General features: G+C 52.7%; 24 protein-coding genes. 12 read left to right on the forward strand and 12 right to left on the reverse strand.

Annotated elements, in window-relative coordinates; all coding sequences use genetic code 11:
- Positions 1 to 63: 63 nt before the first annotated feature.
- From NQ519_RS15685 to NQ519_RS15725, 9 genes are all read left to right on the forward strand, one after another.
- On the forward strand, positions 64 to 1,047 hold the full coding sequence (locus NQ519_RS15685) for an acyltransferase family protein (RefSeq protein ID WP_083870963.1): 984 nt from the start codon (positions 64 to 66) through the stop codon (positions 1,045 to 1,047).
- Between the two features lie 7 nt (positions 1,048 to 1,054).
- Complete coding sequence (locus NQ519_RS15690; RefSeq protein ID WP_026076416.1) at positions 1,055 to 2,230, forward strand: glycosyltransferase; 1,176 nt, start codon at positions 1,055 to 1,057, stop codon at positions 2,228 to 2,230.
- Positions 2,231 to 2,252: 22 nt separating this feature from the next.
- Positions 2,253 to 3,077 (forward strand): alpha-1,2-fucosyltransferase, encoded by an 825-nt coding sequence (locus NQ519_RS15695; RefSeq protein WP_044118600.1) that lies wholly within the window; start codon positions 2,253 to 2,255, stop codon positions 3,075 to 3,077.
- A gap of 16 nt (positions 3,078 to 3,093) precedes the next feature.
- Complete coding sequence (locus NQ519_RS15700; protein ID WP_019150215.1) at positions 3,094 to 4,251, forward strand: glycosyltransferase; 1,158 nt, start codon at positions 3,094 to 3,096, stop codon at positions 4,249 to 4,251.
- Between the two features lie 104 nt (positions 4,252 to 4,355).
- Positions 4,356 to 4,808: a serine acetyltransferase gene (locus NQ519_RS15705; RefSeq protein WP_227901069.1), complete on the forward strand. Its 453-nt coding sequence runs from the start codon at positions 4,356 to 4,358 to the stop codon at positions 4,806 to 4,808.
- 15 nt (positions 4,809 to 4,823) lie between these two features.
- Positions 4,824 to 5,384, forward strand: coding sequence for a putative colanic acid biosynthesis acetyltransferase (locus tag NQ519_RS15710; protein WP_083870960.1), 561 nt, complete (start codon positions 4,824 to 4,826; stop codon positions 5,382 to 5,384).
- Between the two features lie 37 nt (positions 5,385 to 5,421).
- Positions 5,422 to 6,204 carry a glycosyltransferase family 2 protein gene (locus tag NQ519_RS15715; protein ID WP_026076414.1) on the forward strand — a complete coding sequence of 261 codons (783 nt, stop codon included), beginning with the start codon at positions 5,422 to 5,424 and terminating at the stop codon, positions 6,202 to 6,204.
- A 28-nt stretch (positions 6,205 to 6,232) separates the two neighbouring features.
- Complete coding sequence (gmd, locus tag NQ519_RS15720) at positions 6,233 to 7,321, forward strand: GDP-mannose 4,6-dehydratase (protein WP_019150213.1); 1,089 nt, start codon at positions 6,233 to 6,235, stop codon at positions 7,319 to 7,321.
- A gap of 7 nt (positions 7,322 to 7,328) precedes the next feature.
- Complete coding sequence (locus NQ519_RS15725; RefSeq protein WP_019150212.1) at positions 7,329 to 8,273, forward strand: GDP-L-fucose synthase family protein; 945 nt, start codon at positions 7,329 to 7,331, stop codon at positions 8,271 to 8,273.
- A 144-nt stretch (positions 8,274 to 8,417) separates the two neighbouring features.
- Here NQ519_RS15725 and NQ519_RS15730 read toward each other — a convergent pair whose 3' ends face one another.
- Positions 8,418 to 8,849, reverse strand: a complete 432-nt coding sequence (locus NQ519_RS15730; RefSeq protein ID WP_019150211.1) for a GlcG/HbpS family heme-binding protein — start codon at positions 8,847 to 8,849, stop codon at positions 8,418 to 8,420.
- Between the two features lie 175 nt (positions 8,850 to 9,024).
- Here NQ519_RS15730 and NQ519_RS15735 point away from each other — a divergent pair, with 175 nt between their 5' ends.
- On the forward strand, positions 9,025 to 9,384 hold the full coding sequence (locus tag NQ519_RS15735) for a winged helix-turn-helix transcriptional regulator (RefSeq protein WP_019150210.1): 360 nt from the start codon (positions 9,025 to 9,027) through the stop codon (positions 9,382 to 9,384).
- A gap of 77 nt (positions 9,385 to 9,461) precedes the next feature.
- Here the strand turns inward: NQ519_RS15735 and NQ519_RS15740 are convergent, their stop codons facing one another.
- The 10 genes from NQ519_RS15740 to NQ519_RS15785 form a co-directional block, all read right to left on the reverse strand.
- The gene (locus NQ519_RS15740) at positions 9,462 to 10,277 is read right to left on the reverse strand and encodes a carboxymuconolactone decarboxylase family protein (protein ID WP_083870958.1); all 816 of its coding nucleotides are present in this window, start codon (positions 10,275 to 10,277) and stop codon (positions 9,462 to 9,464) included.
- Positions 10,278 to 10,283: 6 nt separating this feature from the next.
- A complete protein-coding gene (locus tag NQ519_RS15745; RefSeq protein ID WP_019150208.1) occupies positions 10,284 to 11,207 on the reverse strand; it encodes a flavin reductase in 924 nt (307 codons plus the stop codon).
- An 84-nt stretch (positions 11,208 to 11,291) separates the two neighbouring features.
- Entirely contained in the window at positions 11,292 to 12,314 is a 1,023-nt protein-coding gene (locus NQ519_RS15750) for an alpha/beta hydrolase (protein WP_371173662.1), read from the reverse strand.
- 59 nt (positions 12,315 to 12,373) lie between these two features.
- On the reverse strand, positions 12,374 to 13,057 hold the full coding sequence (locus NQ519_RS15755; protein WP_019150206.1) for a RibD family protein: 684 nt from the start codon (positions 13,055 to 13,057) through the stop codon (positions 12,374 to 12,376).
- A 28-nt stretch (positions 13,058 to 13,085) separates the two neighbouring features.
- On the reverse strand, positions 13,086 to 14,243 hold the full coding sequence (locus NQ519_RS15760) for an aldo/keto reductase (RefSeq protein WP_026076410.1): 1,158 nt from the start codon (positions 14,241 to 14,243) through the stop codon (positions 13,086 to 13,088).
- A gap of 3 nt (positions 14,244 to 14,246) precedes the next feature.
- A complete protein-coding gene (locus NQ519_RS15765) occupies positions 14,247 to 14,816 on the reverse strand; it encodes a DapH/DapD/GlmU-related protein (RefSeq protein WP_019150204.1) in 570 nt (189 codons plus the stop codon).
- A gap of 98 nt (positions 14,817 to 14,914) precedes the next feature.
- A complete protein-coding gene (locus NQ519_RS15770) occupies positions 14,915 to 15,730 on the reverse strand; it encodes a helix-turn-helix transcriptional regulator (protein WP_019150203.1) in 816 nt (271 codons plus the stop codon).
- 63 nt (positions 15,731 to 15,793) lie between these two features.
- Positions 15,794 to 16,438, reverse strand: a complete 645-nt coding sequence (locus tag NQ519_RS15775; RefSeq protein WP_019150202.1) for a flavodoxin — start codon at positions 16,436 to 16,438, stop codon at positions 15,794 to 15,796.
- A gap of 42 nt (positions 16,439 to 16,480) precedes the next feature.
- Positions 16,481 to 16,945 carry a cupin domain-containing protein gene (locus tag NQ519_RS15780; protein ID WP_019150201.1) on the reverse strand — a complete coding sequence of 155 codons (465 nt, stop codon included), beginning with the start codon at positions 16,943 to 16,945 and terminating at the stop codon, positions 16,481 to 16,483.
- Positions 16,946 to 16,954: 9 nt separating this feature from the next.
- Entirely contained in the window at positions 16,955 to 18,631 is a 1,677-nt protein-coding gene (locus NQ519_RS15785) for an alpha/beta fold hydrolase (RefSeq protein ID WP_044118698.1), read from the reverse strand.
- A gap of 285 nt (positions 18,632 to 18,916) precedes the next feature.
- Between NQ519_RS15785 and NQ519_RS15790 the strand changes: the two genes are divergently transcribed.
- Positions 18,917 to 19,816 carry a helix-turn-helix domain-containing protein gene (locus NQ519_RS15790; RefSeq protein ID WP_019150199.1) on the forward strand — a complete coding sequence of 300 codons (900 nt, stop codon included), beginning with the start codon at positions 18,917 to 18,919 and terminating at the stop codon, positions 19,814 to 19,816.
- 96 nt (positions 19,817 to 19,912) lie between these two features.
- Here the strand turns inward: NQ519_RS15790 and NQ519_RS15795 are convergent, their stop codons facing one another.
- On the reverse strand, positions 19,913 to 20,767 hold the full coding sequence (locus NQ519_RS15795; RefSeq protein ID WP_026076407.1) for a phosphodiester glycosidase family protein: 855 nt from the start codon (positions 20,765 to 20,767) through the stop codon (positions 19,913 to 19,915).
- Positions 20,768 to 20,941: 174 nt separating this feature from the next.
- Here NQ519_RS15795 and NQ519_RS15800 point away from each other — a divergent pair, with 174 nt between their 5' ends.
- Positions 20,942 to 23,167 (forward strand): glycoside hydrolase family 3 N-terminal domain-containing protein, encoded by a 2,226-nt coding sequence (locus NQ519_RS15800; protein WP_019150197.1) that lies wholly within the window; start codon positions 20,942 to 20,944, stop codon positions 23,165 to 23,167.
- Positions 23,168 to 23,179 lie beyond the last annotated feature (12 nt).

Raw genomic sequence — 23,179 nt, forward strand, 5'->3', positions numbered from 1 at the left:
GCTTAATTGTAAGGAAAAGAGTAAAAAATAGTCATCATAACAACCAATTAAAACCAAGCGAGAATGACACCAACAGCAAAAGCCCTTTTGTTTTTAATTATCACTTTTTTACCTGTTTTACTAACTATTAGAAAACAGACTGAAGGGGGGGGGAATTGCCAACTGTTAGATTTTAACTATACAAATTGCCTGCGAGGCGTGGCTATCTTGTTGATTATGACAGGTCACATAGTAGGCACGATGGGGTTCAGATACATCAATCCGTTTGGAGGAACAGGTGTTGCATTATTCTTATTTTTATCTGGATTTGGGTGCAACGAATCCTACAAACACAAAGGCTTAAATGGCTTCTGGCGAAAAAAAGTGAAAAGGGTATTATTACCATATGGCATAGTCATAACGCTGATATATGCTTTTTTGCAGAAATCCATTTGGGACCTTTCATATTTGCTTGAAATCTATGGTTTGCAGACAACTTACTGGTTTATTGCATTTCTAATAAAATGGTACATTGTTTTTTGGGCAACCACAAAATTTATATTGAGATGGCGGGTGATTACCATGTGTTTCTGCGGACTTCTGATGCTGGTGTTTTTACCTGAGATAGAGGCTGAGCAATCTCTATCTTTTCTGCTTGGTGTAGTTTGTTCTGAGAAACTTAAAAGCGTGAAATCACTTTCAAAGAGTAGATTGGCTGTAATAACAATTTTGGGGCTCGTGATCGGGGGTTTATTTTTAGCCATCAAACAATTACCAGAGGTGCGCCAATATGAAGGAGAATCTGTTTATGCAATTGTTCAAATGATGATTAAGGTGCCTTTTGCGATTTCATTAGTAGCAGTGCTGACATTTCTACCTTCATTGCTGAAAAGTCACTATTTAATGCTTGCCGGCATCATATCATACGAGTTGTACTTAGTCCATTTCCCATTTTACATCTATTTAGAAGGAAGATTGATGTGGGCCATACTATTGTTCGTCTGTTCCTTTATTGTGGCGTATGTCTTTAATCGATTCAATGTAAAGATTTCAAAACTAATAGGATAGACAATCTATGAAATTAGTGTTTTATTCGCTGATACTTAATAACCATCAGGCGAATGTAGCAGATGAATTGTGGGAATTGACGAGACATAGCTATTGCTTTGTAGAACTTGCCAATTTACAAGCTGAACATCGAAAAGGAGATTCGCATGATTATAGCGATCGGCCTTATTTATTGCAGGCCTGGCAATCGAAAGAGAATTACAGCAAAGCTATGAAGTTGGCACAAACAGCTGAATGTTGTGTGTTCTCAGGAGTGCATGCTTTGCCTTTTCAAAAGGCACGAATGAAGCGAGGGCTGCTATCGTTCGACATGAGCGAGCGATGGCTGAAGCGGGGTGTTTTGAATTTATTCTCACCAACTATCTTGAAAATGTCACTCGCCTATCATTTCGGAGGTTGGGGTAGAAAACCGTTGTATAAACTTTGTTGTAGTGCATTTGCAGCAGCAGACCAATACAAAGTAGGTACTTATCATGGACGTTGCTACAAATGGGGTTATTTCACCCGGGTGGAAAAAGTTAACGTTGAAGCATTCCCGGATGTTTCCACATTAAATATCACACCACTTATGTGGTGTTCAAGATATTTAATGTGGAAACATCCGGAACTACCCATATTGATGGCCCGCCGACTCAAAAACAAGGGATATCGTTTTATACTTGACATGTATGGAAACGGAGAGTATGAAATCCAGACACGGCGACTTGCCAAAGAATTAGAGGTGGAAGATGTCGTTCGTTTCATTGGAGTCAAGCCCAATAACGAATTATTGGATGACATGCGAAGACATAGCATATTCCTTTTCACAAGTGACAGGAACGAAGGCTGGGGGGCTGTGGCCAATGAAAGCATGTCCAATGGTTGTGTGTTGGTGGCGAGCGATGGAATAGGAAGTTCTCCATATTTGATCAATGATGGGCAGACGGGGTTGTTATTTACCAGTCCCAAGCAATCAAGTAGTTTCAACCGCCCAGATATTGTAGCGTTGGATTCCTTATGCGACAAAGTGGAGTACCTGCTTGCCAATCCTCGTAAATGGCAAGACATGCGAAATCGCTCTACCGCCCTGATGCAGGGCCTATGGAATCCCCATATCGCAGCCGAAAGGCTGTTGATCCTAATCGACTGTCTGGAAAAAGGGAAAGATACTCCTTTTGTCGAAGGACCTTGTTCAAAAGCATAATATTTTCAATACATATTTTCAGATGAAAACATATGCATACCCAAAACTCTCGGAGGGGGGGGGAGACTATTGTTGGTTCCGTATAGGAGGTCCGGGATTGGCTAACTGCCTGTTTTTTGCAGCAAAGGCATACATTTATGCACATACCGTACCATATACACAATTTGTGGATCCCACTTGGCGCAAGTTTAGTATAGGCCCATGGCTAAGAAAGGAAAAAGACAAGCGCATTTATGGTAATCTATTTTACCATCATGGGATACAAGGCTTTCGTAAATTTTGGATACTCAAAGTTTCGCGTAAATCCAATATCGTTACGTTTTCGAAATTAGGAAATTATTTCCATGACATAAATCAGCATCACGATTTGATCGTAGAAATGTTTGAGAAAATAGTTCGCCCCAAGTCTATTGCTAAGGTAGATACCGCTTGGCTAGCCGATAAAATAGCTATCCATGTGCGCCTTGGAGACTATATCCCTCAATTAAGAATAAGCATAGAATGGTACAAACAAGTAATTTATAATATTCTAAATATCAACCCAACAGCGCAATTCGTGCTTTTCTCGGATGGGAAAGATGATGAACTTGTAGAATTACTAACGATCGACAATTTGAAACGAGTCTTCTATGGAAACGCTCTTGCCGACATCTACGCAATATCTCGATGCAAAATGGTGATAGCATCAGACTCCACATTCTCGGCATGGGGTGCTTTCCTTGGTCAAAAGCCAATCATTTTCAGTCGCCGTGGCTTTCCTTCATTATATAGTGGTGACATTCTCGAGGCAGTATTAGGGGAACAAACTACAATACCCGATGAGTTTAGAGCGATAATTCTCAGATAACAAATTTCTCAAACGAATGAAAGTATTACAGACCATCGCCGGATTTGGTATGCTGTACGGAGGGATTGCTACTTGTACATACGACCTGATTCGAGCCATGCACAATATTGGGTTCCCTCTTGACTTACTAACCTTGGACGTAAGGAATCCAGCAGACAAACTGATGGGCAAAGGCGAAGATTGGATTAAGACTTTGCCCAATGACACGGTTACACCTTACGAGTATTCTAAGGGCATAGCCCAATATCTCAAAAGTAAGGAATATGACCTATACCACACCAACGGATTATGGATGTATTGCAATCACATCACCTGCTCCATGGCAAGACGCAAAGGCAGGCCTTACATAATCACTCCGCATGGAATGCTTTATCCCAATGCCCTGCACCGCTCTTATTGGAAAAAATGGCCATTGATACAACTCTGCTTTCGCAAGGACATCAATCAAGCCGATTGCCTGCATGTAACTTGCAAAGCAGAGATGGAACATATACGGAACTTTGGCTATCACGGAGCAATAGCCATCATCCCCAACCCTGCGAACTTACCCGATTATTTGGAAGAGATTGCATCGGCAAAGTCAATCTTTCTTAAATGTAATCTACCCAAAAAGTTCGGTTTCCTTGGCAGGCTACACCCTATAAAAAAAGTGGAGAACCTGCTTTACGGAATGGCCATGTTATCCCATCCACAGGATTGCGGACTCGTAATAATGGGCAAGGGAGATGACAATTATGAGCAATTCCTACGCAATGAAGTTAAACGGCTTGAACTGAAAAACGTGACATTCAAAGGTTTTGTGTCTGGACGTGAGAAATATGAGCAATTGGCACGACTATCATGTCTATTCTTGCCCAGCGACTCTGAAAATTTCGGCATGATCGTCACAGAGGCTTTGTCCGTAGGGACACCAGTAATGGCAAGTCTTGGTACACCGTGGGAGGAATTGAACACAACAGGTTGTGGCTGGTGGATAGATCGCTCACCTGAAAACATTGCCCATGTAATGCAGAATGTAATAGAAACGCCAGTCCCTAAACTACTTGCTATGGGCGAAAAAGGACGGCAACTTGTGCAAGAGAAATTTACTTCTATCCAAGTGGCTCGGCAGATGCAGCAGTTATACGAATGGCTGGGCGGATATGAAAAGAAACCTGAATTTATATATGAGTAAGTTTCACATAAAAAGGAATATGCTTAAAAATTCATTCTCCATATTAAAATACATCAGATACCGTATGACTGTTTTCTTATGTGAATACATTGTAGATTGGCAATATGGAGGCTTCTTCAAATTTAGGGAAGTATGCTTGTCTTCCCCCCCGTTTAACAAAGAAAAACATTTATTATAGATATTTGGAAAAACATTGCGCCTTTATTGGGCTACACACACACTTTGAAACTCCACCCACTCTACCTCATGGATTGCATGGGATACATATTTCCGAAAAAGCCCATATAGGTAAATTTTGCGTTATTTTACAGTCTGTTACAATAGGCTCCAATACAATCGATGGGCATCCAAGATACGGTTCTCCCCACATAGGCGACAATGTCTTTATCGGAGCAGGAGCGAAAATCATTGGTAATGTAACAATAGGTAATAATTGTAGAATCGGTGCAAATTGTGTTGTGGTTAAAGATATGCCAGAAAACACAACAGCAGTACTTGGAAATATAAGATTTATTAATAAAGGAGGGAATACGGACAACCATTTCTATGGGATTTAACCGCAGCTTATTTTAATGAAGAGTCAAACTAATTTGTCGCACTACGACAATTCATGGTATAACCCCAGTAGAGGAACTTTAAAACAACTATTTTGGTATTTTACTAACGTACTGTTTTTTATCAATCCGCTCAATCCATTTTCAGGTATCAAAATTTGTTTGTTACGAATATTCGGAGCAAAGGTCGGCACAGGTGTGAACATCAAGCCTCACGTCAATATAAAGTACCCGTGGCTGCTAGAAATAGGCAATTACACATGGATTGGTGAAAATGTGTGGATAGACAACCTTGCAATGGTAAGTATCGGCAGCAACGTGTGCATCAGCCAAGGAGCCATGTTATTATGTGGCAATCATGATTACAAACGCCCGACATTTGACCTCATGATAAAACCTATTGTTATTGAAGATGGTGCATGGATTGGTGCTCAATCCACTGTTTGTCCCGGAGTAACAATGCATTCGCATAGTGTTCTCGCTGTCGGTTCTGTCGCATCTAAAGATCTTATGCCGTTCTCTATATATCGAGGGAATCCTGCTGTTAAAGTCGCAGAACGGGTAATGTTTGAATCGTAATCAAACTCTTCACCCAAAATCAATTCAAGTTAATCTGATGAAAATATCAATTGTCACCGCTACATGGAATAGCGGTGCGACTTTGCGTCACACAATGCGAAGCTTGTTGTCACAATCCTATTCCAATATAGAGCATATCATCGTGGATGGCGGCTCAACAGACAATACAATGGAAATCGTACATGAATTGGAACCTGAATATCAAGGTAGATTACGTCATATCAGCGAACGGGACAAGGGGATTTACGATGCCATGAACAAAGGTATCGCAATGGCAACAGGCGATGTGATTGGTATCTTAAACTCGGACGATTTCTATACCTCTCCGGATGTGCTGGAACAAGTGGCGAAAGTGATGGCAGACTCAGAAATAGATGCTGTTTACGGCGATATACATTATGTCAATGACGATGATTTGAATAAATGCGTACGTTACTATTCTTCAAGGATTTTTTCCCGGAAATTAATGCAGCTCGGGTTCATGCCTGCCCATCCGTCATTCTATTGTAGGAAAAGCGTATATGACCGATTCGGAACTTTCAGTCTCGATTACAAAATCGGAGCGGATTTCGAGAATCTACTTCGGCTGATTTTCGTGAATCATATTCGTACAAAATATATCAAAAAGGATTTTGTAACCATGCGCACAGGGGGAGCATCGACAAGCGGGATCGCCAGCCATAAACAGATTTTGCAGGATCATCAGCGGGCGTTCAAAGAGAATGGAGTATACAGCAATATTGCATTCGAATCATTGAGATATGTCTATAAGATTTGCGAGCTCATAGGAACCAAGATCTCAAGAAAGGAAAAACATTGAATCTCAATATTCACTTAAATATCATTTGATGAAAACAGCATTAATTACCGGTATCACCGGACAGGACGGTTCTTACCTCGCCGAATTTCTATTGGAAAAGGGTTATGACGTACATGGCACCATACGACGATCCTCCGTAGATTACCGCGAGCGTATCGCCCACTTGGAAGGGCATCCGAACTTCCACCTCCATTACGCTGACCTCGGCGATTCGATGAGCATTCTGCAAGTGGTTAGGAAAATAGAACCGAACGAAATCTACAACCTTGCCGCACAGAGCCATGTGCAGGTTTCGTTTGATGCTCCGGAGTTTACTGCCGACGTTGATGCAACAGGCGTGCTGCGTATCCTTGAGGCTGTACGCCAGTGTGGTCTCACTGAAACCTGCCGTATCTATCAGGCTTCGACCTCGGAACTCTACGGCAAGGTGGAGGAGGTTCCTCAGAATGAAAACACCCCGTTCCATCCCTATTCGCCTTATGCCGTGGCGAAACTCTACGGCTACTGGATCATCAAGGAGTACCGCGAAGCCTACGACATGTTTTGCTGCTCGGGCATCCTGTTCAACCATGAATCGGAGCGCCGCGGAGAAACATTCGTGACCCGCAAGATCACCCTCGCCGCTGCACGCATCGCCCAAGGCAAGCAGGATAAATTGTATTTAGGCAATCTGTCGTCGCTCCGCGACTGGGGCTACGCCAAGGACTATGTAGAATGTATGTGGCTGATTCTCCAGAACGACAAACCGGAAGATTTCGTCATCGCCACCGGTGAGCAGCACTCTGTGCGTGAATTTTGCTATCTTGCATTCAAATACGTAGGTATCGAATTGGAATTTGTCGGAGAGGGCGAGAACGAGAAAGGTGTCGATAAGGCGACGGGCAAGGTGTTGGTCGAGGTTTCTCCGGATTTCTACCGTCCGACGGATGTGGTGAATCTCTGGGGAGACCCCACCAAAGCCAAGACGAAACTGGGCTGGAACCCGGCAAAAACTCCGTTCGGGGAATTGGTACGTATCATGGTCGAAGCGGATGTGGCGAAAGTGGCCGTGGAACGTGCCGGAGAACAAGTAAAAACGAACCTTGCCGAGTATCTTGAAAAAGGCATCGTAAAATAGGGGAGTCATGATGGACAAAAATGCAAAAATATATGTGGCTGGACACCGGGGCATGGTCGGTTCGGCCATCGTGCGCGAATTGCAGCGTCAGGGATATGCCAATATCGTCACCCGCACGCACAAGGAACTCAATCTGACCCGCCAGGAGGCCGTCGAGCGTTTCTTCGCCGAAGAACAGCCGGAATATGTCTTTTTGGCCGCCGCGAAAGTCGGGGGCATCGAAGCGAACCAAAGTGCCCTGGCCGACTTCATGTACGAGAACATGATCCTGGAGATGAACGTGATCCATTCGGCATGGCAGAACGGGTGCAAGAAGCTGGAATTCCTGGGTTCGTCGTGCATTTACCCGCGTATGGCACCCCAACCCATGAAAGAAGAGTGTTTGTTGACATCCGAGCTGGAAAAGACCAATGAAGCCTACGCTCTGGCGAAGATTTCCGGACTGAAATACTGCGAATACCTGAACCGTCAGTACGGCACGGATTATATCAGCGTAATGCCCACGAATCTCTACGGTCCGAACGACAACTATCATCCGACCCACAGCCACGTGCTGCCTGCGCTGATCCGCCGCTTCCACGAAGCGAAAGAACAGCATCTGCCTTTCGTGACCTGCTGGGGCGACGGAAGTCCGCTGCGCGAGTTCCTCTATGTGGATGACCTCGCCGACCTGTGCGTGTTCCTGATGAACAATTACAGCGGCAACGAGACGGTCAATGCCGGTACGGGCAAGGAACTTTCGATCAGGGAACTGACGGAACTCGTGGCGAAAACGGTCGGCTATGAAGGTGAAATCCGCTGGGACCCCTCCAAACCCAACGGCACACCCCGCAAATTGCTCGATGTGTCGAAAGCCGCGGCACTCGGATGGACTTATAAGACGGAATTGGAGGAGGGAATCCGGCTTTCATATCGGGATTTTCTGGAAAACCCCATGCGAGCTGAACGGTAAACTTCGCCCAACGGTCCCTGCATTTCGGAAGAAAACCACAACGCCGAAACACAACCCGTTCTTGCAACCCAAGGCAGGAAGCAAAGCCCCGCAACGTATTTGTTGCGAGGCTTAATTCATTTTATCCGGAAAGTCCCGAACCGTTCAGTCGCCGAAACTCTCGAACACGCTCACCACATGTTCGGCGATCTCACAGTCCTGCGCTTCCGTACCGCCGCCAACGCCGATGGCCCCGACAATCTTTCCATCCACAAACAGCGGATAACCGCCTGCAACGAGCGTAATGCGCGGATCGTTGGTCTGAATACCCATCAAGGGTGCACTTTCGGCGGCGGCCGAAGCCACATCTTTCGTCTTGCATTGCGTTACGGCCGCCGTGTACGCTTTGCCCGGCACGAGCGTGATACTCAATACCAGCGCATCGCCGTAACGACGGTAGACACGCGGCAGACCGTGCCGGTCCGCAACGGCGAAACTGATGTCGATACCCAATTCCTTACTCTTCTCGCGCGCCGCGGCGCACAGTTTGTCGCACAGTTCGTCCGACAGAATCTCTTTTTCATTGATTCGAGCCATACAGATCGTTGTTGTGAGGATTGCAAACAATCCTGCGGTTAATAATCGTTTCATACGTTCGCAGTTCTTATCGGCTGCAAAGTTAGATAAAGCACTATACGACTGCAATATGTGATAAATTTATCACAGTGTGATTCTTTTCCCGTATCGCGGGATTTATGTACATTTGCAGCGTATGTACGAATATAAGATACCCCCAATAGATCTCGACTGCGGCGTGACGATTACGCAGTATGTCATGGGAGCGAAATGGAAGCCCTATCTGATTAATTGCATGACCAAGGGCATCCACCGGCCCGTGGAGTTTCAGCACGCGATAAAGGGTGCGACGAGGCGCGTACTGGTGCAGCAGCTCGGCGAACTGGAATCCGTCGGGATCGTGCGTCGCGTAGTATACGATACGATTCCGATGAAAACGGAATATTTTCTGACACCGCTCGGCGAATCGCTCGTCCCCATTATCCGCATGATGGACGCATGGGGCAACGAACACCGGGAGATGTTCGATGAGATGGGAAACCTGAATACGAAATAGAAATAAGCAAGCCCCGCAACATATTTGCTGCGAGGCTCAACTTACTTTGTTCTGAGGCTCTGTATCCGATTTGCAGATTATTTCAGCTTATCGTACTCCTCGTCGGAGACTGGTTCGAGCCACTCGTTGGAGGCGTTTTCGCCCGGGATTTCGAACGCCAGGTGCGCGAACCAACTGTCGGCCGCCGCACCATGCCAGTGCTTCACGTTCGCCGGAATGTGGATGACCGTGCCGGGCAGAATCTCTACGGCAGGCTTACCTTCTTCCTGATACCAGCCGCGACCTGCTACGCCGATAAGCATCTGACCGCCGCCTTTCGTCGCACGGTGGATATGCCAGTTGTTGCGGCAGCGGGGCTCGAACGTGACATTGGCGATCGGAACCTGTTCCGACGAAATGCGGGCGAGGTAGCTGTTGCCGATGAAATACTCCGCATAAGCCGTGTTCGGTTCGCCGATGGGGAAAATCATTTCGCGTTGGAATGCGGACTTGTCGTCCTCGGCGGCCGTATCATCCGCCCACACCTCTTTTGCGATGCGGAAACCGGCCCATGCGTTGGGCCATCCGGCATAAAAGGCGGCCTGCGTCAGCAGTGCGGCAATCTCCCGGCGTGTAATGCCGTGCTTGCGGCCCAGCTCCAAGTGCGAGCGGAACGAGGAGTCCACGCTTCCCTTGCCGAGCAGGATGGAGATGGTAATCATGCTGTGGTCGTGAAGCGAGAATGTCGAATCGTTCCAAACGGCATCGCCGAAGAGGACGTCGTCGTTGAGCTCCGCGAATTTGGGAGCGAACTCGCCGAGCTGTGTGCGCCCGGCCGTCTGTACTATCTTTTCCTGTGCCATAACATTGAATGTTAGAATGCTGAATAGGGAAATTAAAATGATTTTGTTCATGATCTCTTATTGAATGAAGTTATTGATTCGGTTGGCCGGATTGAGCGGCGTCTGGTCGGACAATACCAACGATTTTACCATGTGCAGCGTTCCCCGCTTGTATTTCTGAAAATGCTCCGAGGCGATATGCTTCTCGTAAGCCGCCTTGCTCGCGTAGGTTTCCAATATGGTGATCTTGCAGGGATTCTCCTTTTCGCCGACAGCGTACATGGTCAGCACGCCCGACTCGGTGCGCAGCGAAATTTCGCCCACCTCGGTTGCGTATTTCATATACTCGTCGAGGTACTGCGGATAAACCTCCACTTTCGACAGCCGCACGATGCCGTCGGCCGTCATCGGTTCCTTGGCGCACATGGATGGTTCCTTGTCCAAATTCAGGCATTTGCCGATAATCTCTCCGGTGGCAATGTAGGAATAGGTCGGGAACTCGAATAATACAGGTCTCAACCGCGTATAGTCGAGCTTTCCGTCGCTGTCGAGCACCTCGGGAGTGGCGTAGGTATTGGCAATCGAGCAGATGAAGTTGTCGAAGCCCTCGGTTTCGTAGATGTCCACCACGTCGCACTCCATCGTCAGCGGCGAAGCGTCGATCACGGGCGTACCGTTTTCGCCCCAGTGAAAGTCGAACACCTCCGACTTATCGACCGATGCACCGCTCACGCTGCCCACGTAGTCGGCTTTCGGCAGCATCTCGCGACTCACGAGGTTGATAGAAAGTTTCTTGGACTTCCGTATCCCTTGATTGGTATAGTGATTCTTGTTCATGCTGACCAATATCCGGTCGTGGCCGATAATGCCCGTATGCCCGACGACAAGCCAGTTCACCTTGCCCTCGACCTCCGCGCCGACGACTGTCATCGGTTTGGGATAGAGCGCCAGCAGGCTGCCGAGATTTCGCTTTTCCGTTTCCATGATATTGGGTTGATTCATTTTATTTTCGGTTGTTGTGCTGCACGACAGTAACCCGAACAAAAGCAATACATTGAATAATATTCTTATCATATTCTTCCTGTCTTAATTGTTTCCGTCCAGATACTTTTTGAAGAACGTGTCTATCTTATCGAACGGAATCATATCGAGGTTGTCATAGAGGTCGGTATGGTTCGCTCCGGGAACGATCAGCAGTTCTTTGTTGTCGTCCGTCAACCGTTTGTAGGCGTCCTCGCTGAAGTAGCACGAATGGGCCTTCTCGCCATGCACCAGCAGTACGGCGCTGCGTATTTCGCCGATATAGGTAAGCAAGGGCATATTGATGAACGACAGTACCGCCGTCTTATTGATACCTCCGTTGGAGTTTGGCGAACGGCGGTGGTAGCCGCGTTCCGTTTTGTAATAATCGTGGTATTGCTTGACGAAAAGCGGCATATCGTCGGTCACAGTCTCCACTACGCCGCCGTCACGTTCGTAACTGCCGTTCAGGTAATCTTTCGTGCGCTGTTCGCCGAGGGCGACGCGCTTGGCGTAACGTGCTTCCGCACTATTCTCTGCATCGAAGTAGCCGTTGGCATTCACCCGGCTCATGTCGTACATAGTAGAGGCAACGGTAGCCTTGATACGCGGGTCGTTGGCGGCAGCGTTCAGGGCGAAACCGCCCCAGCCGCAGATGCCAAGAATCCCGATACGCTGCGCATCCACATCGTCGCGCGTGAGCAGGTAATCGACCGCTACGCTGAAATCCTCCGTGCTGATTTCCGGCAATGTCAGGTTGCGCGGTTCTCCGCCGCTCTCGCCGGTGAACGAGGGGTCGAACGCCAGGGTCAGAAAGCCGTGCTCGGCGAGCGTCTGGGCATAGCGGCCCGATACCTGTTCCTTGACGGCCCCGTAAGGTCCGCTTACGGCGATGGCGGCTAAGGTTCCCTGTGCGTTTTTCGGTTTATAGACATCGGCGGCAAGCGTGATGCCGTAGCGGTTGTGGAATGTTATCTTTGAGTGTTCCACCTTATCACTCTGCGGGAAGGTCTTGTCCCATTCCTGTGTCAATTCGATAGTTTTCATATCCGTAGATTTTTTATTTTCTGTCATACATGAGGTCATCATACCTGAAATCCATAACAGCATGACAAAGGCGAGCATATTCGTTTTCATAATCATATACTTTACTTTTCCACCTTGTAGCGCAGCCAGACAATGTCCGTGTCCCATTTTTCCACGCTTTCCAGTTCCAGTTTATAGGGATTGCAGTTTTCCTTTCTTATGCCGTCGAACATGGCGGTCTGTCCCTCGCGCCCATCTATACCTGGAGCCACCATGACGCTCACTTCATCCACCAGTCCGGCTTCTGCGAATCCGCCGCAGATATGGCCGCCACCGACGATAGCCAGACGCTCCACACCGAACTCTTCGCAGAGTATTTCCACAGCACGCCGAAGGTCTATGTGTCCTTTGCCGGAGGCTATCCACGATATGCCTTGAGCCGTCAACGAATCAAGGTATTCTTCCGACACGTCTTCCGTGACAATCGAAATTAGAGGATGGCCGTCGGCTTCATTGGATTTCCATAGAATCTTACCGTGCGTATCGACGGTAATCGTATATTCGTCCGCTTTCCTGCAAACGGAAAAGGCTTCATGTCCGACAGGCGTACCGGTTGTACCGGCTGTTGTTTCCTCTTTCACTGCCGGACATTCCAACACGGTCGTAACGCGCCCGGATAACTTCGAGCATTTGCCAAGCCGGTCCAATGCGATATAATACTCGTCGGTACTGAGTTGCCCCACCATAGGGCAGTCGATTCGTCCGTCAACGGACGTCATCATGTGAGTTATGATATAGGGTTTCATGAGATCATCTTTTTATGGTAACATTGCATTATCGTCCGACCTGCCGCTGCTGCTCGGCGTTGTAGCGGTTGCCTACGACGGGAATGGCCGCGACGGTCGTTTCAAGCGCGCGCCACTCCTCGGCGGCGAGGTTGAAATCGAGCGAGCGCAGGTTCTCTTCCAAATGCGAAAGTTTCGTCGTTCCGGGAATCGGCACGATCCACGGCTCTTTCTGCAATAGCCATCCGAGCGCCACCTGCGCAGAAGTCATGCCGTGCGTGCGTCCGAACTGTTGCAGCACATTCACGATGCGCGTGTTGGCCCGTATCGCCTCCGGCTGGAAACGCGGCAGGGTCTGGCGGTTGTCGTTCGTCGGGTCGAAGACCGTGTATTCGTTGATGCAGCCGCCCAAGAATCCCCGGTTGATCGGACTGTACGGCACGAATCCGATCCCCAGCTCGCGGCAGACATCCAGCACGCCGTTCGTCTCCACGTCGCGGTGCATCAGGTGGTATTCGCTCTGTATGGCCGTCAGCGGACATACGGCATGCGCCCGGCGGATGGTCTCGGCACTCACTTCGCACATGCCCCAATGCTGCACCTTGCCCTCCTTCATCAGCTCGGCGATGGTCTGCGCCACCTCCTCGGCAGGAGTATCGGGGTCGGCGCGGTGCTGGTAGAACATCGGCAGCGTTTCGAGCCGCAGACGGCGGAGCGAGTCCTCGCAGTATCGACGTACCGTTTTGCGGCTGCTGTCCTGACGCCCCGTGCCCTTGCCGTCGATGACCTCGTGTCCGAATTTGGTCGTTACGTTGATTCTGCCCTTGAACTCCGACAATGCTTCTCCGGCAAGGTTTTCATTGGTCAGCGGCCCGTAGATGATCGCCGTGTCGAAAAGCGTCACGCCACGCTCCACGGCTTCGTGCAGCAGGCGGATACACTGTTTCTTGTCCGGGTGCTGGCTGCGGTTGTAGGTCATGCCCATCACGCCGAAACCGAGGGCGAAAACCTCGAAAGCCGCTTTGCCCGACCCCAATATGCGATGTCCTTGGATACGGGCAACTTCGGTGTCGTTTCGGGATGTATCCGCCTTTGCCGGTCTAACTGCAAAAACCTTATCCAGTCCGGCAGGCATAGCCAATGCGGCTCCTGCCAATGCCGCCGTTTTCAGAAAACCGCGGCGGCTGATTCCTTTTTTCTCTTCCATAGTTTATTTGTTTTCGATTGTTTTGATGATTCTTGCAGGATTGCCTGCCACGACGGTCATGGCCGGAACGTCTTTCGTCACCACGCTGCCGGCGCCGACGATAGCTCCGTAACCGATCCTGACACCCGGCAATATCGTAGAGTTGATACCGATCCATACCTTGTCCTCGATGACGATAGGGCGTCCGTAGGTGGCGCTGCGGTTGTCGGGGTTCATGTCGTGATTGATGGTTATCAGATTCACTTTCGGACCGATGAATACGTCATCGCCGATGGTGATGCCACCGCGTCCGAAGAAGGTGCAGCACTGCTGGATGAAACATCCTCGGCCGATAGTCACAGGCTTGCCATAGTCGATATAGAGCGGCGGCAGCAGGGTGGTGCTCCCGTCGAGCGGCTTGCCGAGGATGCGCCCCATAAATTCGTGCACCTCTTCGGGCGTGCGGTAGCCCGTATTCATCTCCGCGGCCGTCTTCATCGTGGCGAAGATGTCGGCAATCAGCTCTTCATAACCTGCGTCATTGGGCGAAACCATCTCGCCGCTCAAATCCCTTGCGAAAATATCGTTTTCCATGATGTTTTTTCGCAAAGGTAAAGAAAGAGCCCCGCAGCGGCTTTGCTGCGAGGCTCAAACTATTTTGCTGTGAGGTTCATTGCGGATTTTCTCCCGGCTCAAATCATACTGGGCGCATAACCGTAGGTCTCCTTATAGACTTTCGAGAAGTGCGACAGGTTCTTGAATCCGACATCGAAGCAGGCTTCCGTCACTTTTTTCTTGCCGGACTTTATCAACTCGTGCGCCGCCTCCAGCCGTCGCTTGATAAGCCATTTCTGCGGCGTCAGGTCGCTCACCTTGGCGAAATCGCGTTTGAACGTCGCCAGGCTGCGGCCCGTATAGCTTGCGATCTCCTCCATCGACAAGTCGTACATGTAGTTCTCATTCAGATAGTCGATGATGTCTATTTTCCACGGATCGACGAAATCGAACAGCGAGGCGTAGAGGTTCTTATCCGTATTGAGCAGTACATAAGCCCCCTCGATCATCTTGAGCTTCAGCACCTCGTCGGAGGGCTGCACGCCCGCGTCGAAATAGGGAACGACCGATTCGAACAGGCTGCGGATGTCGGGGCGGTTATTAGGCAATACGCGCAGGCTCACTTTTTCACGTTTCGATTCCACGGGAATCTCTTTCCGGTCGAGCGTCCGGTAGAACTCCCGCAGAAACGGTTTCGTGAATTTCAACACGACAGAACGGTACGGATGCTCGGCATCGGCATGTTTCTGCAACCACATCCGGTTGTCGCGCCGCATGAAAGCGCATTCGCCCGGATGCAACACCGTTTTCCTGCCGCGCTCCTCGATTTCGAGCTCGCCGGAACACAGATAGATAAGCGTGTGCTCCCGGTTCTCGTGCGCGCAACCCCGGTCGTCGGTGAAAAAACTCGCTATCAGGACGTTCGAACAGTCGAATACATGCAATCGTTCCATATCGTCAACCTCTGTTTTTTGCAAAGATAACGATTTATCTCGCCTTGCGCTTTGCCGTGAGGCTCAAATTCCGATTCTTTTCAGCCACGCTTCCACTCCGCCGGCACTCCCCGGCATGTCGATCCCCGCATCGTCCGGACGCCCGGGCGTGGTAATATCGTCCGGATCGAGGTCCTCCGGAAGAGTTGCCGGAATGTGCTTCGACTCCGGAGTAAGGCGGTAGATCTTCTGCATCGACTCGTTCAGATAGGTCGTCGCTCCGTAGGTGAAGAACGGAACGATGGTCTTGCCGCTCAGATCGTAGGCTTCGAGAAAGGTGCAGACGACCATCGCAGGCTGGTGCCACCAGCAGGGCGAACCGACGAAAATCGTGTCGTACCGTGCGATTGTCTCCGCAGCGGGCAGATTCGCCACACCGGGCCGCAGGTCGCCGTACGCCTCGCGTTGAACACGGTCGCTGTCATCGTAGGGATCCGCAGCATACGGATCGGCCGCTTCGATACGGTACACATCGGCTCCGGTCAGCGCTGCAATGCGTTCGGCCACGCGCTGCGTATTACCCGTCGCAGAGAAATAGGCGACCAGGATATTGCTGTTCCCGGCCGGCTGATCGGGTGTTTCCGGGTCGGAAGTCTTTTCGTCCGCCGAGCAGGCGCCCATCGCCGCCAGCGAAAAAAACAAAAACGGAATCAAAAGAATCTTTTTCATACTTCGTACATTATTTATCCGATTCGTCGAACGGATGGTTTTCTATTCGTTGCCGGCCTCCGGACCGAACCATTCGGCCGGGCCTTTCGACACCTGCGTGCCGATGGCGATATGCGTGAACTCGCTGCCGGGGGCCGCACCGTGCCAGTGCACCACGCCGGGGGCGATTTTCACCACGTCGCCGGGGCGCAGCTCGCGGACCGCTCCGCCCTTTTCCTGATACAGTCCCCGGCCGGAAGTGCAGAGCAGAATCTGACCGCCTGGATGCGCATGCCAGCCGTTGCGCACGCCGGGAGCGAAAGTCACGTTGCCGACCGTGCAGTCCATCGAATCGGCCGCCGTGACGAACATTTCGAGCCAGGCATCGCCCGTGAAATTCGGGTTGTTCTCCAGCAGCGAACCTTTGGCAAAAACATCCTCCGCCAGCTGCGTTTGCGCTGTTTCGGCCGCTCGGTTGCAGCAGGCACCCGACAGGGCTGCGGCCGCAACGATAAGTATCCATTTCATATCGGTTCGTTATTTGAGGTATTGCCTGAAATAGCCGTCCAGTTTGGGCAGCGTGATTGCCAGATATTCCGGACGGTCGTAGAGATCGACGTGCGTGGCCCCTTCGACAACGAACAGCTCCTTGGGCTCGGCAGCCTTCGCATAGGCGTCTTCCGAAAAGTAGGCCGACACGGCATGCTCGCCCACGATGAAGAGCAGCGGACGCGGAGAGATGGTCCCGATCTGCACGAACGGAAAGAAATTCATCATCGGCGCGAGGCTCGTATAGGAATAATAGCCCGTCGAATTGGGATGCTTGCCGCGCTCCGGATTGTCGTAATAGTCCAAAAACTCGCGGGCGTACTGCGGCGTCGAGGCATCGACCTTTTCCGGCAGGGCGCGAATGTCCTTGCGGGCGGCTCCGCCGTATTCCGCTGTGCGCTGTGCACCGACGGCATCGAGCGTCGCCATGCGCTGTTCATAGGTCATCGAGTCTCCCACGCCCTGACGGCGGGCACGGCCCATGTCGTACATGCTGACCGTCGCCACGGCTTTGATCCGGTGGTCGATCTGCGCGGCGCTCACCGAGTAGCACCCGCCGCCGCAGATGCCGACGACTCCGATCCTGTCCGCATCGACCGCCGGGTGGTTCGACAGGAAATCGACCGCCGCGCTGAAATCCTCGACACGCACTTCGGGCGATTCGATCCGGCGCGGATAGCCGCCGCTTTCGCCGTAATAAGAGGCATCGAAAGCCAAGGTAACATAGCCCCGCTCCGCCAGGCTGCGGGCATAGAGCCCCGAGGTCTGCTCCTTCACGCCTCCGAACGGATGGCCGACGATGATGGCGGCATATTTTTGGGCCGGATCGTAATCCGCCGGGAGATAAAGATCGCCGACCACGTCGATGCGAAAGCGGTTTCGGAACGAGACCTTCCGCACCTGCACTCCGTTCTCCGTCGACACGGCCGGCGTTACGGAGTCGGCGAGCAGCCCTTTGCTCTGCAACACTTCGTCCAGCGCCACACGTCCGGCATCGGCTTCGCGGCGGCCGATCCGCCGTTCGACGATTGCCAGCAGGTGGCGCAGTTCATCGGGTGCGACTCCCGTGTTCAGGGCAATGCCCATGTGTCCCTTCATCATCGGCTCCACGCCTCCGACAGCGGCCAGTATCGCCACCGTGGCGATCTCCCGCTCGGCATGGGTCAGCACGTCGCGCTCGAAAAGGTCGGCGAAGAGATGCTCTTTGAGAAACACTTCGATTTCGGGAGCCAGCACGGCGTAATCGGCTTTCGGCGCATCCGCAGGGATACCGGAGATCTCCGCGAGAATGTCGCGTCCCCGTTCGTATTTCGGGCGGGCGTCGGTGACCGGCGACGCCTCGCGGCCCCAATTCACTTCGACACCGGCGGCCTTGCGCCCGTCGAGCACGCCGACCAGAGTTTGCAATCCGCGCAGAGCCCGCGGAAATCCGCAGTAGGCGTAGGCGTGCACCATCACCTCTTTCAGTTCGTTGACGGTCATGCCGTCGTCCAGCCCCGCAGCGAGGGCGGATTCCAGTCCGGCGAGGTCGCCCCGTCCCGTCAGGGCGGCGACCGCCGCGATGTGCTGTCGTTTCGTGTCCATAGCTTGTTCCGCTTTCGGGGTCTGTGCTGCGGCGAGCGAAGCGGCGCAGAGCATCCCCATTCCCAACATGTACTTTTTCATGGCTTTTTTCACTATTTCCGGGATTTCAGCGTTCCGCCCGCACTGTGGCCGCGGACCGCAACCCCGGTTCGTCTTTTCCGACAATGCAAAAGTAGGAAGCGGATGAAGGCGCATCCATAGACGGATTACGGATTCAAGCACCAATTTTACGGTTCGTGCAAAGAGTGTCCACGACGGACCAACCCGTATTACGGATTCAAGAACCGATATTACGGATTCCGCCGAAACAGGGTTGTGCGTATCTGAAAATCGGTTACCTTTGTCCCGGAAAAACGAATGAATACTATGGGAACGATCGTAAAATTGGATTCGGTGCAGGACTACAACGAACTGCTGGGCGTGGAGACGCTGCATCCGCTGGTAAGCGTCGTCGATTTTTCGGAACTGGAATCCGTGCGCCACTGTCTCAAAAACTTCGGGTTCTACTGCATTTTCCTCAAGCACCTCGACTGCGGGCCGTTGCTCTACGGGCGCAACCGGTACGACTACCGGGAAGGAACGCTGGTCTTCATCGCTCCGGGACAGGTCTTCGGCATCGACGACGGCAAAATCCTGTACGGATACAAGGGATGGTGTCTGATGTTCCATCCCGATCTGCTGCGCGGAACATCGCTCGCCCGGCGCATGGCCGACTACTCGTTCTTTTCCTATTCGTCGAACGAAGCGCTGCACATGTCCGAACGCGAGCAGCAGATCATCATCAACTGCTTCCGCGAAATCCGGGAAGAGTTGCAGCACGCCATCGACAAGCACTCGAAACAGATCATCGCGGCCAATATCGAGGTGCTGCTCAACCATTGCGTCCGTTTTTACGACCGACAGTTCGTTACGCGCGAAAACGTGAATAAGGACCTGCTGACCCGTTTCGAAGAGTTGCTGCGGGACTATTTCACGTCGGACAAGCCTCAGTCGCTGGGTCTGCCTTCGGTGGCGTGGTGCGCCGACCGGCTGCACCTGTCGGCCAACTATTTCGGCGATCTGATCAAGAAGGAGACCGGAAAATCGGCACAGGAGTACATCCAGCTGACCACCATCGACCGCGCCAAAGAGCTGCTGACCGAAGGCGGCAGGTCGGTCAGCGAAATCGCCTACGAACTGGGATTCAAATACCCGCACCATCTGAGCCGACTGTTCAAAAAGGTGGTCGGCTATACGCCCAACGAATACAAAACCCTCTCGGCCTGAGAGGGTTTTATTTTTTCCGGGCGGACACTCGCCGTGAACCTGCACGCCCAGTCCTTCTGCCTGCCATGAAAACGGGGCCGGATTCCCGTCTTCCTTTCACCGTTTTTTACTGCGCACTACGATGCAGTTGGGCACGGCCCGTTCGCCGGCATGGTCGAAGCGGTGGTTGTCGTAGGGATGGTTGAGCACGCCTTTCCGGGCGGTCCAGAGCGTCGAGGAGCCTCCTCCGTCGAGGTTCAGGGCTTCGACGAGCCCCAGCAGACGGGCGATATAGGCCGTTTCGGCGATGGTGGCGCCTTCGCCCTCGCCCCGGAAACGACCGTCGATGACGGCCATCACCACCTCGCCGTCGGCCCGCTTGCCGATCAGCGTGCGGGGATGACGGCCGGTGTAGAAAGTCTTGTCGGAATCGTATTCGACGATCCGGCCGCTGTCGATCAGCACGGGGCCCGCGGCCAGCACCGAACGGTAACGGCGCGCTACCTGCCGGTATTCCGACGTGTCGCAGAAGAAAATATCCATCTTGCGGCCTTTTTTGTCCTTGAAAGCGACAACGCCGTTGGTGCGGACCAGCTCCCTGGGGGTGGTGCGTCCCACGATCTTTCTATCGACCGACACGAACGTCACCGGCTCGAACGTCCTGACATCGAAATAACTGCCGTTGACGGCCATGTCCGCCCCGGCGGCCCTGCCCAGTTCGCTCACAGCCTCGGCCCGACGGTCGAGATGAACGATCCGCGTTTCAAATCCCCGCCGGGGATAACTGACGACGGAGATGCTCTGCCGGGAGCCGAACATATCGACCTGAGCATAGCGGCATCGGGCCCCTCCGCCGAGGTCGGAGACACGCCATTCGGCAGTCACGAAAGCAATCGAATCGGCAGGGGAGGTCTGGGCCGCCGCTGCAAAGGCATACAGGGAGAGCAATGCGCCGAGTGTAAATCTGATCATAACGGTCATTAAAAGCGAGGTTAAAACTAACCATTAAAAATCAATTTACCAAATCGGTACGATGACGGCCGGCACGCAGCCCCCGAAAAAACGGTCCGGACGGCAAATTCCGTCAAAAATTCGTATCTTTATCCGCCGGGCGCGCCCCGGAACACGAAACACAATACACACCGAATGATGAAAACTCACAGAATCCTATGGCTCGGCTGCTGTCTGGCGGTCGCAGGCTGCGGCGGCGACAAGTCCCCCGGCCGTAATTACGACAAGGAAATCGACCGGCTCATGGGCCGCATGACGCTCGCCGAGAAGATCGGCCAGATGAACCAGGTATCGGGCAAGAGCAATCCCACCGGCGTCCTGAAACAGTACTCGTCGCTCGAAGGACGTGTCCGCGAAGGCAAGATCGGTACCGTGCTCAATGTCACGGGAGCCGTCACGACGCGGGAACTCCAGCGGATCGCCGTCGAGGAGACCCGTTTGGGAATCCCCCTGATCTTCGCGCTGGACGTGATCCACGGCTACAAGACCATTTCGCCCGTACCCCTTGCTGAAAGTTGTTCGTGGGACATGGAAACGATCGAAGCCTCGGCCCGGATGGCCGCCGTCGAAGCCTCGGCAGCGGGTCTGCAATGGACTTTCGCCCCGATGGTTGACATCGCCCGCGACCCGCGCTGGGGCCGCGTCATGGAGGGAGCGGGGGAGGACCCCTACCTCGGATCGTGCATCGCCCGGGCCCGCGTCCGGGGATTCCAGGGCGGCGATCTCTCGGCATCGAACACCATCCTCGCCTGCGCGAAGCATTTCGCGGGCTACGGAGCCTCCGAAGGAGGCCGCGACTACAACACGGTGGACATCTCCGACCAGCGGCTGCGCGAACTCTACCTGCCGCCGTTCAAAGCCGCCGCAGATGCAGGCGCCGCGACTTTCATGAACTCGTTCAACGAACTCTCGGGCGTTCCTGCCACCGGCAACCGCTTCCTCGTGAAACAGATCCTGCGCGGCGAGTGGGGCTGGGACGGCGTCATCGTCTCCGACTGGGGGTCCGTGGCCGAAATGATTCCCCACGGCGTCGCCGAGGACAAGAAACAGGCCGCGTTGCTGGCCGTAAAGAACGAATGCGACATCGACATGGAGGGCGGCTGTTATCCGAGTTCGCTCGAAGAACTGGTGAAGGAGGGCAAGGTCTCCGAAAAGGAGATCGACCGCTCCGTCCGCCGCATCCTCCGGCTGAAATACGAGCTGGGACTCTTCGACGATCCCTACCGCTACTGCGACGAGCAACGTGAAAAAGAGGTGACCCTCTCGGCGGCTCACCGCGAAACGACGCGCGACATGGCCCGCAAGTCGATCGTGCTGCTCGAAAACCGCAAGTCCGTGCTGCCCCTCGGCAAACCCCGTTCCATCGCCGTCGTCGGGCCGCTGGCCGACAGTCCGGTGGACATGCTGGGCGAATGGAGGGCCAAAGGCGACCCGAAGGAGGTCGTGACGATCCTCCGGGGCATCGAAAAGGCCGCCGGGGCCGGCACACGCATCGTCCATGCCAAAGGCTGCAACGTCACGGGCAGCGACCGGAGCGGCTTCGCGGAGGCCGTCCGCGCGGCACGCGGCGCCGACGTGGTGATCGCCTGCCTGGGCGAGAGCGCCGACATGAGCGGCGAAGGCTACTGCCGCTCGGAACTGGGACTTCCGGGTGTCCAGCAAGAGTTGCTGAAAGAGCTTAAAAAGACCGGAAAACCCGTCGTCCTGCTGCTGAGCAACGGCCGTCCGCTGACGCTGGCGTGGGAGAAGGAGAACATCGAAACGATCGTCGAAACGTGGTTCCTGGGCACCGAGGCCGGAAACGCCGTCGCCGACGTGCTGTTCGGCAAATACAACCCCTCGGGCAAACTGGTCATGTCGTTTCCCTACAACGTCGGCCAAATCCCGGTCTACTACAACCACAAGCACACGGGGCGCCCGTTCGAGCCGAACCAGCGCTATGTGATGCACTATATCGACGCTCCGGTCGATGCCCTCTATCCGTTCGGCTACGGACTGAGCTATACGACGTTCGAATACGGCGTCCCGACGCTCAACAGCGACCGGATGGCTGCCGACGGCCGCATCACGGCGACGGTGAAAGTCGCCAACACCGGCGACTATGACGGCGAAGAGGTCGTACAGCTCTACATCCGCGACATCAAGGCGCAGATCACCCGTCCGGTGAAAGAGCTGAAAGGCTTCCGGAAAATCTTCCTCAAAAAGGGCGAATCCGCCGACGTGACCTTCGACATCACGCGCTCCGAACTGGAATACGTGCTGGCCGACGGCTCCGTCGTTTCCGATCCCGGCGAGTTCGAACTCTTCATCGGCGGCAGCTCCGCAGACCTCCGTCCCGTCCGATTCACAGTACTTCAATAAGCAATGATAACG

Source organism: Alistipes senegalensis JC50 (assembly GCF_025145645.1).
In the GTDB taxonomy this organism is placed as follows: domain Bacteria; phylum Bacteroidota; class Bacteroidia; order Bacteroidales; family Rikenellaceae; genus Alistipes; species Alistipes senegalensis.